Here is a 12,209-nt window from a genome sequence, read left to right as displayed (position 1 = left end):
CTATTTTTTCTCTTCTAGATCACTCTCATCACACGCCCAGAAAAATCTATCTGGCAAATATTGACCCATCCCAGGACGAAACCCTGATTTAAGCGCATGCCAAGTATAATCTTGTGCTTCATAAACACTTTCCGCAATAGGCAATCCATGTGCGAGAGAAGCGGCAATCGCTGACGAGAGCGTACACCCCGATCCGTGATAAGAACCTGGTAATCGCTGCCATTCATCCGCACGGATAACTCCGTTAGTATCATATAGCGTATTAATTACCTTAGTTGTATTTTCATGAGTACCCGTAATCAGGGCATATTCACATCCCATCTGCAATAACCGCTCGGCACTCTGTTTTAAGTCAATAACCTCTAATTCATCCTCATTCTCAAGTACCAATCGCCTTGCTTCTATACTATTTGGCGTAATAATCGTAACTTGTGGAATTAATAAATCGCGTATGGCCGTAATTATTTGCTCATTAGCAAGAGGATCGCCGCGACCAGAAGCAAGCACCGGATCAAGAACCGCTGGGATATTTGGATAATCAGCAATCACTTCAGCAATGGCTACGACAGCTTCAACACTGCCAAGCAAGCCTATTTTGAAAGCATCTACTGGCATATCTTCTAGCACGATACGAGCCTGATCTGCAATCCACTCAGAATCCAGTGCCATTATATTCTCAACGCCAACAGTATCTTGGATTGTTATCGCAGTAATAACTGAAAGTGGATGACAACCCATACTTGCTAATGTGAGAATATCAGCCTGTATACCTGCTCCTCCGCTTGGATCGCTTGCAGCAAATGATAATACTTTTGGGGGTGGTTGGGACATGCAATAATACCGTAAAATATAATTTTAACTTAAAAGGATATTTTGATCTATCATGCCTACCGATGAAAATCAGATTTATCACCGATACATGTGTTTGATCTGTGGTTATATCTATGATGAAGCCGAAGGTTCACCTCACGAAGGAATTCCTCCTGGAACACGATGGGAAGATGTACCCATTAATTGGACCTGCCCTGAATGTGGCGCACGTAAAGAAGACTTTGAAATGGTAAAAATATAATGCGCATACTTCACACGATGCTGAGGGTAGGAAATCTCGAAAAATCTATTCATTTCTATACCAAAATTCTGGGTATGAAAGTTTTGCGCCAGAAAGAATATCCAGATGGAAAATTTACATTGGTATTTGTAGGTTATCAAAATGAATCAGAAAATGCTGTTTTAGAATTAACTTACAATTGGGGTGTAGAAAAATATGATCTTGGAACAGCATTTGGTCATATTGCAATAGAAGTAGATAATGCTTATGAAATGTGTGAAAAAGTAAAAAATTTAGGGGGAAAAGTAACGCGTGAGGCTGGCCCAATGAAACACGGCTCTACTGTCATTGCATTTATTGAAGATCCTGATGGTTATAAGATTGAGTTTATTCAAAAAAAGGTAAATGAATCAATTTCAATATAGTGGATAAGCTTTATAAGGAACATCAAACTATTAAATTGCTGTTACCAGGATTAAGAATGATGCTAAAAGATGTTTAGCATATACGAATAATTAGCTGATTTATAAATCGATGGTAACAGCAGCACTCATTTTTGCTAGCTGACAAGAGAATCTTTCAAATTATCTGTGCAATAAAAAAACCGCAGGTTTCTTATTGATTTCTGGTAGATAACTTCTCCATTCCTTGATTTTCTTTGTAGCAATATATTCATCTTTTAAAGTAAGATTACTGGCAATACATAAATCGGTTTCATCATTGCAGTTCTGGATTAATATCTCCAACAATTTCTGATTTCGATATGGCGTTTCTATAAAGATTTGGGTTTGATTAGCCCTTGCTGATTCTTCCTCTAATTGGATAATTGTTTTGAGACGCAGTTCGTTTTTTATGGGCAAATAACCATGAAAACGAAAACTTTGCCCATTCAATCCAGATGCCATTAACGCTAATAAAATGGATGATGGCCCCACAAGCGGAACAATAGGCACATTCTTTTGATGTGCAATTCGCACAAGATTTGCTCCTGGATCAGCAACGGCTGGACAACCCGCTTCAGATAATAACCCTATATCATTTCCTGCAAGTAATGGCTGAAGTAGTCGGTCTAGCTCATTAGATCGAGTATGCTCATTTAACACCTGCATCTCAACCTCCTGTAAAGGTCGCATACCTTCAATTCTCTTCAGAAAATGTCTAGCAGTCTTAGGATGCTCAACAATAAAATATTTGAGACAGGTAATACGCTGCCGCACATTTACAGGAATGATGTCAGCAAGCTCTGCTTCTCCCAATGGGGCTGGTATAAGGAAAAGTGTGCCAGGATGCATACTATAGACTGTCTCCAACTAGTTTTACTGTCAAATTGTAGAAACGAAATTTCCTTGCTATAAGAATTATCCAAACAGTATCTTTGGAAAAAACATTTATCGAGGAAACTCAGGGCCACTCTGATATGCTAGAAATTTAATGAAGTACTCTTGGAACACTCAAAATGAATTCAGGAATATCTACGGTAAAATGAAAACCATCCTCAGCAACCATCTGATAACTTCCCTTCATTGTGCCGGCTAGGGAGGGAATCATTGTACCGCTTGTATATTCGAAACTATCACCAGGTTTAATCAGTGGTTGTTCTCCCACTACACCTAAGCCTCGTACCTCGTGAATATTACCATCTCCACTAGTAATGATCCAATGGCGGCTTATTAATTGCGACGCCACATTTCCTGTGTTGGAAACAGTAATGGTATAAGAGAATACGTGGCGATCCGCTTCTTCATCTGATTGCTCGGGCAGATATGCGGTACTGACCGATACATTAATATCGTATTTCTTTTCGTCATTCATAGCTTATATATTGCAAACTATTTTCCAAATTGGAATAAATTATTAACCTAAATTTAGTTATTTCTAAAAAATCATATTAAATTACCAAAGTAATTGGTAATTTCCTGAATAATATATGCCCAAGGATAGCTTTTAAGAAATGCGTAGAAATACAGTACTACAATATGAACCGCGAAATGCGGCAACAAGCGATTCTTTCTGAAGTTATTTAACTATATAAAAATATATACAAATCTTTTAAATCTAATACATAAATTGGCAATATAAATCATCATTACTGTAATAATAGTATATGTAAACCTTATTCATGTGAAGGTTTTTAATGTAAAACTAAAGACATTATTACCATCGTATTGAGTAAACTATTTTCTCCAGAAAGCAGCTGTAAATATAATCAAAAGAGTATAAAACTCTAGTCTTCCCAGTAACATGGCAAAGCTACTGAACCAGATCTGGAAATCTGTCAAGGAAGCATAGATTGTTGCTAATCCAGTTTGATTGAGTCTTGGTCCCAGATTATTGATACTTGCAGCTGTGGCTGAAAAGACTGTCATTCGCCCAAACCGCTTAATATCAGAACCAAAATCATGAGAATCATGCTTGCTAAATAAATAAGAATACGAATACTACAAAGATAATTGGATTGGCTTCTTTCAGGAATAATGGGATGATCTTTGTAAAATATCGCTGCCATCCGAGTATCGATATTGGGAACATGCTTACGTAATGCCTGTAGTTAATGTCCTACCAATGACTCTTTGTAGTGCCCTTACAGCAATCAGACTCACTTTATCAGAAGTAAAATCAAGCACCTGTAATGCTCGATCGTGCAACAAGGCTAGCTACTTTGCGGCAATATTAACCACAGCGATATCGTTTGCCTCACTTACCAAACTTTCGGCAACGGTAGAGCCAACTCGTCCAGCCCCTAAAATAAGAATTTTCACTGCTGCAATCTGTTCTTTTTGAGTTTTTGATTGCTACAAAACATCTTACACCGCAGAAGCTTCGTTATTCTGATGATGCGCCCTTACCCAATCACGCCATTGCCTAAACAATGTAGGATCAAGCGCGGCAATCACTGAGCGCCTCCAGGGTGATCCTGCCCAATAATCATCCTGATCGAAGCTACACATGGAGCCGCCCGCTTCTTCCAAAATCAGACAGCCCGCCGCATAATCCCAAGGTTTCTGACCGCCGTGGAGATACAAATCAAAATAGCCCGCAGCGGTATAACACCATTCTAGAGCACAAGCACCAAAGTTACGCTGTGACGCATAGGGAGGATATGCAGCTATCTTCTCAGCCAATTTACGATCAAGGCGCTTAAGATCGACATTAGCTATCGCATTTCGCAGATGAGTCTCACGATTTCTCAACGGCAATGGAATCCCATTAAGATAAGCGCCCTTACCTTTTTCTGCATAAAACAATTCTTTTGTAACAGGATTGTAGACAACACCCAAAATACTCCGCCCTTTACGCATCAATGCGACGGAAACCCCAAAATAAGGAAGGCCATTAAAAAAGTTGGAGGTACCATCAATTGGATCAACACTCCAGAGCCCAGCATCTCCCGCTTCCCATTGGGCATGTTGTTCCTGTATGGACATTTCTTCACCCATTACTGCAACAGGATAAATTTTTTGGAGTTTATCCAGTAAAACTTCCTGTGCTACTAAATCAGCTTCAGTATAAAAACTACCATCCGCTTTACGCTGGCGCACCACTTGCATATATCGAGGCATAATTTCCTCTTGTGCAACGTCTTTTACGACGGCAATGACTTGTTCCAGCATATTAATCTCGCCATTTGATCGAGCAGCCGATACTCGGTATTTGATCTTTAGGGCCCTGCCCCGTTTGAGCAACTTGCACCATTGCCTCGAATAAGTCACGACGCGCATCATTAGGTGCCGCCTCCTTGCGAGAGGCATCCAATCGTCCACGATACTGAAGTTCTAGACGATTATTGAAACCAAAAAAATCCGGTGTACAAACTGCTCCATAGGTTTTGGCAATTTCCTGGGTTTCATCCCATACGTAAGGAAAAGGATAGCCATACTCTTTGGCCACTTTAACCATGTTGTCAAAAGAATCTTCTGGATAATCCTTAGGATCATTCGACATAATAGCGATCGCACCTATACCGTATCCCGCCAGCTCTTTTACGTCCCGTATGATACGATCGCGTACTGCTTTGACATAAGGGCAATGATTGCAAATAAACATCACTAGTAATCCATTCTCACCTTTTATAGCAGCTAGGTTATAACGTTTGCCATCTACTCCAGGCAAATCAAAATCAATTGCTTTCCAGCCAAAATCACAAACAGGTGTTTCAAGACTTGCCATAATTTTTCTCCTTATCGTAGGTCTTGTTAGTCTTTGCTATATTATCATGAAATCATAATTAGCCTGTTCTCAGACCGCTATCCATCATGACTGCACGTTTTTATTATCCTGGCCCTATGATACCGGGTCAAATTATCACTTTGCCTATAAATACAGGCCATCATGCCACGCGCGTGTTACGCCTTAAGCAAGGTGACAAAGTGATTTTGTTTAATGGAGAAGGTGGTGAATTTTCAGGATCAATCCATCATATTGATAAATCGGGTAGTACGGTGATTCTCTCGCAATTTCACGCAATCGAACGTGAATCACCTCTTTCTATCAGCTTGGTACAAGCTGTTTGTTCTAATGAGAAAATGGATTGGATCATACAAAAATCGGTAGAGCTCGGTGTTAACTGTATTCAGCCTATTACAGCAACTCGCAGTGTTGTAAGACTTTCAGAAGAACGTGCAAATAAACGACAATTGCATTGGCAACAAGTAATCATTGCTGCCTGTGAACAATGTGGTAGAAATCGTATTCCGAAACTACACCCATTGCTAACACTATCGGATTGGTTTAGTCAACAATTTGAAAACAAACGAAATAATATAGAAAATAAATCCCCTTATAAACTTTTGCTTTCACTCACAGCAAATAAGCGTCTATCCGAATTTTCGTTGCCAAGCATTGATACACCCCTGTTACTGCTTATTGGACCGGAAGGAGGATTTACGACAGAAGAAGAAAAAGCAGCCTATGCGACTGGCTTTGTTTCAATTTGCTTAGGCCAGCGCACATTACGAACTGAAAGTGCAGCACTCGCTGCGATAGCAGCCATGCAGGCCTTATGGGGAGATTATTGAATCAGTTTTTTTACATTCATAGACAATAGCTTTTCTGCTTCAAAATACATGAGATTGCTTTTCTTCTAATAAAATAGCTGTTGATCAATATGCTCCATGAAAAAGCTAAGTGATTATTAAACTCACAACAACATTATCTGAACATGACACGCAATGCTGATTTTGTCACTTGGTTCCGTTCCGTTGCGCCTTATATAAAAGTATTTCGCAGTAAAACTTTTGTGATCGCATTTGGTGGCGAAGTCGTAGATGATGGCAATTTTGTTGAACTGGTTCACGATTTCAATCTATTAGCAAGCCTGGGAATCCAGTTGATTCTGGTGCATGGCGCGCGACCACAAATTGAATTCCAATTACAACAACATAACTTAGAAGCGATGTATGTAAATGGAATACGAGTGACAGATAATGCCACGCTTCAATGCGTTAAAGAAGCAGTTGGAAAAGTTCGTGTCGAAATCGAAGCTTTGATGTCTATGGGGTTACCCAATTCACCCATGGCTAATGCCGCCATTCATGTTGCTAGCGGTAATTTCGTTATAGCCCGCCCAATCGGTGTGCTTGAAGGCATTGATCTTATATATAGTGGGGAAGTACGAAAAATTAACACCTCAGTTATCCGCACACGTTTGGAAAATGGAGAAATCGTTTTACTTTCGCCACTCGGCTACTCACCCACTGGCGAAATCTTCAATCTCACGCTGGAAAATGTTGCGACCGAAGTAGCTATTGCGCTTGGGGCAGAAAAACTTATTTTTCTGATGAATCCCCTTGGCATCATGCGCGAATCTACGGAACATCGTAGCACTTTATGGCGTGAATTGACTATTGCGGAAGCAAAATCAGTACAAAAAAAATTCAGCACGCCAATCGATTTAACAGATGATATCCAGTTATATCTCCCCTGTGCAATACATGCTTGTGGAAATGGAGTCGCGCGAGTTCATCTGATCAGCCGTCATATAGAAGGTGCTTTGTTGCAGGAATTATTTACCCATGAGGGTATCGGCAGCATGATCACGCAAGGACCCCTGCAAACTATACGCAAAGCTGAAATAGAAGATATAGGTGGTATTTTGCAATTAATCGAACCACTGGAAAATGAAGGCGTGCTGGTTAGACGCAGCCGTGAATTATTAGAGATCGAGATTGATCATTTTACCGTTCTGGAACACGATAATATGATCATTGCCTGTGCTGCACTTTACCCTTTCCCTAATGAAGGTGCTTGCGAGTTGGCTTGCCTTGCTGTCCATCCACACTATCGCAAAACTGGCTGCGCCAGTACTTTACTCAAACATATCGAACAGCAAGCCTTAGCACAAGGTTATCTTAAGTTATTCGTCCTAACCACGCGCACAGCCCATTGGTTCATCGAACGGGGTTTCACAGAAACAACACCCGATAAGTTACCTAAGAGCAAACAGAGTCTTTATAATTATCAACGTCGCTCAAAAGTATTCATGAAGCAAATATAAATTTGGGGTAGTGGCAGGCAGTCGCTGTGCAATGATTTAACTTAGCAGCGATTTCTAAGTTAAATCGCTGCTTTCTCTGGGATTGCGGCTTCTCGTTTTGCTATATACAAACCACTTGAGCTATTTTTTGCCCGATGTTTAGCAATAGCCGCTGCATTGGCTACCTGTTCCACCTTTTCAAACTCATTTGGCTTGACTAACACTGCTCCAACAGACAATGTTGTGCAAGGGAAGAAACGAACTACTCCGTGCCTGTCTTCTGCTTCGATACCGCCAGCAAGCCGCGCAATCTCATCAAACAATGTGAGCGCTTTCACCGCAAAATCATCAATGATGCGTTCGCAGCGAGGTTGCCAGTCAGCACTCTGAAACAGAATGACAAAATCATCCCCCCTACATGCCCGACAAAATCGCAACAAGAGTCACAATACCTCAAACACGTTTGTGCCGCCAGACGAATCATTTCATCACCACGCCAGTAACCATATTGGTCATTGAAAGGCTTGAAATGATTCAGATCAATATAACAGGCTACAAATTCAGTACCACTGTTCAGTAAGCGCTGAATATGTAAGCTAATGGGGATATTGCCTGGCAGAGAGGTCAGCGGATTAGCATGGCGCGCGGCTTCTATGCGCGCCTCAGTAACGGCGCGAACAAGTTGCTCGCCTGTACCTAAGCCAACATAACGGCCATTATCCGTAACGATGAACCCTTCTATCAAATAGCGCTGGTCTTCCGATGTTAATATGCCCAGTAAGTTATCTACGTCCTCATTTAACTCAATCAGACGAGGAGAATAATTGGCGAATTTTTTACACGGTCTGCGACCATTCAGCTCCCTAAAGTACATAGTTGCGTATTGGCTCATAAACTGGTCACGGTTAATCATCGCGATAGGCCTTTCATCTTCTACGACCGCCAGCGCATGAAGATCAGGACAAGCTTGAAACAGTGATTCTACTTCACTGTTAGGAGCATTGGGGCTGACAGCTCGTGCCTTGATTACCTTTAGGCCGCGCAGTATGTTTGGCCGTGCATTTTGCTGTAAATGAGGTAGTACTGCTATCTGTTTGTCCTTCAGAATTTTCGCAGATTCAGCTGTTATTGTCCGCGCGGGAACGGATGTAGGATACCCTAGCAGATACCCTTGACCATAGGCCAGTTGCAGGTCACGTAATATTCGTAAATCGCTACCGGATTCAATGCCTTCCGCCACTAATTGAGTGCCAAAAACCTCTGCGATGCATTTGAGAGCATGCACCATTTGCAGATTTTCTGTACGATTCCCCAATTCCTTAGTGAAATATTTGTCAATTTTAACAAAAGCAGGCTTGATTTCAGACCATAGTTTAAGGCTGGAGCGTCCGTCGCCAAAATCATCCAACGCCAAAGAGATACCTTCGCTGTTAAGATAATGAGCTTCCTTACGAAAGCGATCCATATCACTTGTTCGCTCATGCTCTGTGATCTCTAATATTAACATACGTGGCAGCACACCATAAGAACGGATGAGGTTTACTAGTGAGGCAGAACCATGAATAGAACTAGCTTGCAAGAGAGCATTAGCGCTAAGATTCACAAATAATCGCCCAGGCTCAGGAAACTGCCCCCATTGGCTCAGCGCTTGATGCAGACAGTGAAGCTCAAACTCAAGAATCAGACCTTCTTCTTCAGCCAGCTTGAACAATTTATCAGGATTATGGAAATTCGTATCTTTGGGGCCACGGATCAATGCTTCATGGGCGAATACAACGCCTGCTTGTAAATCACTTATAGGCTGAAAAACGCAATTCAGCAAGCCAGCGCTCATCAGCTGTTGCAATTGACCTTTATTAGACTTATTGTCAGACATTAAGAATATCCTTTGTATGCGCGATTAAGTTATCATCCACTGGCATGTTCCTGTAAGTTAATTTTTTTCTCCAAAACAAAATATAAGAAAAATTTCGCAGCACGCCTAAAGCTGCTGCTTAATCTCACATCCAATTTCAACTTTGCCACCCCCTGTGCAAAATGCTTCACTTTAAATGTTGAAATGCTAAGATGAGGAAATACTTATTACATCATCATTACATCAATATGAAAATGAATGTAATTACAAAGTGCTGCAGTTAAATAACTGCTTTAACAAGCAGTTGTTTTAATATGACTTATAATTGAGGAAAATATAACTTTTTCAATTAACTTGTTCGGGTAACAAAATGGCAAGAATAGTGAAATGTATCAAGCTGGAACGTGAAGCGGAAGGATTGGATTTTCCTCCCCTTCCAGGTGAGTTGGGAAAACGAATCTATGAGAATGTATCAAAAGAAGCTTGGCACCAATGGATCCAGCACCAGACTATGCTCGTTAACGAATATCGTCTGAATCTTGCTGATATCAAAGCACGTAAATATCTCACAACACAAATGGAGGCCTATTTTTTTGGTGATGGTGCTGATCAGCCAGCAGGGTATATTCCACCTGACAAGTAAGCTTGAAACAAGAGGGATAGCTCGCTGTCTTAATAGATTATAGATTACAACCAAAAAACAAGATAAGCCGAAAATGCTAGATTCAGCCGTTATAAGTAATTTGACTACCTCCACTCCATTTCTTAACCGAGAGCTTAGTCAAATCGAGTTTAACCGACGTGTACTTGCCCAGGCCGAATCCAAAGATACACCATTATTGGAAAGATTACGTTTTCTCTGCATTGTCAGTAGCAACTTCGATGAATTTTTTGAAGTTCGTGTCGCGGGACTAAAAGAACAAATCAAATTAAATACACCAGGTTTTGGACCAGATGGCATGCTGCCTCGCCAAACTTTCAAATTGGTTTCTGAAGAAATACATCAAATTGTTGCCCGACAATATCAGTTACTCAACGAAAATATCCTGCCAGAATTAGCTCACCATGGTATTCGCTTCCTCCGTAGAAGTAATTGGAACGACTGTCAACGAGAGTGGATTAAAGCTTTTTTCTTTCGTGAGCTTATGCCCATGCTAACACCGATTGGCCTAGATCCTTCCCACCCCTTTCCGCGCGTATTAAACAAAAGTCTTAATTTTGCGGTAGAACTAGAAGGAAAAGATGCTTTTGGGCGCAATTCTGGTATGGCAATAGTCCAAGCACCACGTATTCTTCCTCGCATCATACGGCTTCCCCAGGGGGTAAGCACTGAAGAATATAACTTTATATTCTTATCCTCGATTCTCCATGCCCACGTAGGTGAACTGTTTGCTGGCATGCAACCGATAGGTTGTTTCCAATTTCGCGTCACCCGCAACAGTGATCTGTTTGTTGATGAAGAAGAAATCAAAGATTTGCGGATTGCTTTACAAGGTGAATTACCTCAACGGCATCTTGGTAATGCGGTACGACTCGAAGTAGCGGATAACTGTCCACAGCATATTTCCCAATTTCTACTAGAGCAGTTTGGTTTAACTGCAGATGATTTATATCAAGTAAATGGACCGGTCAATCTAGTACGTCTCATGCAAGTTCCTGGACAAATAGATCGTCCCGACTTGAAATTTCCTCTATTTATTCCGGGCTTGCCTTTTTCCACTCAGAAAAAGAAAATCTCAAATATTTTCCAGATGCTTCGCAAAAGCGATATTTTATTACATCATCCTTATCAGTCATTTCAGCCAGTCATACAGTTTATCCAGCAAGCATCGCTGGATCCAGATGTTGTAGCTGTCAAACAAACGGTTTATCGTACCGGCTCAGACTCTAACGTAATGGAAGCGCTCATCGCTGCAGCCAGCCGAGGAAAAGAAGTTACCGTGGTAGTTGAACTGCTGGCGCGATTTGATGAAGAAGCTAATATCAATTGGGCTAGTCGTCTCGAAGAAGTGGGAGCTCATGTTGTTTACGGTGTTGTAGGTCACAAAACCCACTGCAAGATGGCAATGATAGTCCGGCGTGAAGAAGGCAAGCTTCGTCGCTATGCGCATCTTAGTACGGGTAATTATCATCCAGAAACCGCACGGCTCTATACTGATTTTGGATTACTTACTTGCCATGAAGAAATTTGCTCCGATGTCAATGAAGTTTTTCTGCAACTGACTAGCCTGGGTAAGGCTAGCAAATTGAAGCATCTCTGGCAGTCCCCCTTTACCCTTCATAGCCAAATACTAAATGCCATTAGAAATGAAATGGAAAATGCCAAAGCAGGTAAACCTGCAAACATCATTGCCAAAATGAATGCATTACTGGAACCCAACATCATTCAAGCATTATACGCTGCTTCGCAAGCTGGGGTAAAAATTCAACTCATTATACGAGGTGCATGTGCTTTGTGCCCTGGTGTACCCGGCATGTCAGAGAATATTACAGTGCGCTCCATCATTGGGCGCTTTCTTGAGCACACGCGAATTTTTTATTTTCGTAACAATAATGAGCACAATATTTATTTATCCAGTGCTGATTGGATGGATCGCAATTTCTTTCGCCGAATTGAAATCTGCTTCCCAATTCTGGAGCCACGCCTGAAAAAGCGTGTAATCTCAGAAGGATTAAAACCTTATCTTAGAGATAACACCCACGCGTGGGAAATGGATGCCAACGGCCATTACAAACGTAAATCTGTCCGCTCTAGCAGGCGTTTTACTGCTCAAGAGGCATTGCTTACAAAACTAGCAGCAGCAAAACAAGGCTAATTTTATAAGACGTGG

General features: G+C 41.2%; 13 protein-coding genes. 6 read left to right on the top strand and 7 right to left on the bottom strand.

The features are described 5' to 3' along the window. The gene (gene thiD / locus BLV54_RS00365) at window positions 1-831 is read right to left on the bottom strand and encodes a bifunctional hydroxymethylpyrimidine kinase/phosphomethylpyrimidine kinase (protein WP_090566118.1); all 831 of its coding nucleotides are present in this window, start codon (window positions 829-831) and stop codon (window positions 1-3) included. 52 nt (window positions 832-883) lie between these two features. Here thiD and BLV54_RS00360 point away from each other — a divergent pair, with 52 nt between their 5' ends. After that, window positions 884-1,072 (top strand): rubredoxin, encoded by a 189-nt coding sequence (locus tag BLV54_RS00360; protein ID WP_090566115.1) that lies wholly within the window; start codon window positions 884-886, stop codon window positions 1,070-1,072. Beyond that, a complete protein-coding gene (gloA, locus tag BLV54_RS00355) occupies window positions 1,072-1,476 on the top strand; it encodes a lactoylglutathione lyase (RefSeq protein WP_090566112.1) in 405 nt (134 codons plus the stop codon). Before BLV54_RS00360 ends, gloA begins: the two co-directional genes overlap by 1 nt. A 159-nt stretch (window positions 1,477-1,635) precedes the next feature. On the opposite strand, the gene BLV54_RS00350 is transcribed toward gloA, so the two are convergent. The 4 genes from BLV54_RS00350 to BLV54_RS00325 all read right to left on the bottom strand — a co-directional run bounded on the left by BLV54_RS00350 (window position 1,636) and on the right by BLV54_RS00325 (window position 5,218). After that, window positions 1,636-2,343, bottom strand: coding sequence for an SAM-dependent methyltransferase (locus tag BLV54_RS00350; protein WP_090566109.1), 708 nt, complete (start codon window positions 2,341-2,343; stop codon window positions 1,636-1,638). Between the two features lie 136 nt (window positions 2,344-2,479). Next, window positions 2,480-2,863 carry a Co2+/Mg2+ efflux protein ApaG gene (apaG, locus tag BLV54_RS00345; protein WP_090566106.1) on the bottom strand — a complete coding sequence of 128 codons (384 nt, stop codon included), beginning with the start codon at window positions 2,861-2,863 and terminating at the stop codon, window positions 2,480-2,482. A 992-nt stretch (window positions 2,864-3,855) separates the two neighbouring features. After that, window positions 3,856-4,662 (bottom strand): inositol monophosphatase family protein, encoded by an 807-nt coding sequence (locus tag BLV54_RS00330; RefSeq protein ID WP_090566100.1) that lies wholly within the window; start codon window positions 4,660-4,662, stop codon window positions 3,856-3,858. Between the two features lies 1 nt (window position 4,663). Beyond that, window positions 4,664-5,218 (bottom strand): thioredoxin family protein, encoded by a 555-nt coding sequence (locus BLV54_RS00325; protein ID WP_090566096.1) that lies wholly within the window; start codon window positions 5,216-5,218, stop codon window positions 4,664-4,666. A gap of 86 nt (window positions 5,219-5,304) precedes the next feature. Here BLV54_RS00325 and BLV54_RS00320 point away from each other — a divergent pair, with 86 nt between their 5' ends. Both BLV54_RS00320 and argA read left to right on the top strand, forming a co-directional pair. Then, the gene (locus BLV54_RS00320) at window positions 5,305-6,066 is read left to right on the top strand and encodes a 16S rRNA (uracil(1498)-N(3))-methyltransferase (protein ID WP_090566094.1); all 762 of its coding nucleotides are present in this window, start codon (window positions 5,305-5,307) and stop codon (window positions 6,064-6,066) included. 143 nt (window positions 6,067-6,209) lie between these two features. Next, window positions 6,210-7,544: an amino-acid N-acetyltransferase gene (gene argA / locus BLV54_RS00315; protein ID WP_090566090.1), complete on the top strand. Its 1,335-nt coding sequence runs from the start codon at window positions 6,210-6,212 to the stop codon at window positions 7,542-7,544. A gap of 59 nt (window positions 7,545-7,603) precedes the next feature. On the opposite strand, the gene BLV54_RS16360 is transcribed toward argA, so the two are convergent. Together BLV54_RS16360 and BLV54_RS00310 are read right to left on the bottom strand one after the other, a co-directional pair. After that, window positions 7,604-7,861: a hypothetical protein gene (locus tag BLV54_RS16360; RefSeq protein ID WP_218132275.1), complete on the bottom strand. Its 258-nt coding sequence runs from the start codon at window positions 7,859-7,861 to the stop codon at window positions 7,604-7,606. Next, on the bottom strand, window positions 7,858-9,399 hold the full coding sequence (locus BLV54_RS00310; protein WP_218132274.1) for an EAL domain-containing protein: 1,542 nt from the start codon (window positions 9,397-9,399) through the stop codon (window positions 7,858-7,860). Before BLV54_RS00310 ends, BLV54_RS16360 begins: the two co-directional genes overlap by 4 nt. Before the next feature lie 349 nt (window positions 9,400-9,748). Between BLV54_RS00310 and BLV54_RS00305 the strand changes: the two genes are divergently transcribed. Beyond that, window positions 9,749-10,021, top strand: coding sequence for an oxidative damage protection protein (locus BLV54_RS00305; protein ID WP_090566086.1), 273 nt, complete (start codon window positions 9,749-9,751; stop codon window positions 10,019-10,021). A gap of 73 nt (window positions 10,022-10,094) precedes the next feature. Next, window positions 10,095-12,194: a polyphosphate kinase 1 gene (ppk1, locus tag BLV54_RS00300; protein ID WP_090566084.1), complete on the top strand. Its 2,100-nt coding sequence runs from the start codon at window positions 10,095-10,097 to the stop codon at window positions 12,192-12,194. Window positions 12,195-12,209: the final 15 nt, after the last annotated feature.

It is taken from the genome of Nitrosomonas sp. Nm33 (assembly GCF_900107265.1).
Taxonomy (GTDB): Bacteria; Pseudomonadota; Gammaproteobacteria; order Burkholderiales; family Nitrosomonadaceae; genus Nitrosomonas.
The sequence above is the reverse complement of the archived record's forward strand: the minus strand, read 5'-3'. Positions and strand labels throughout refer to the sequence as shown.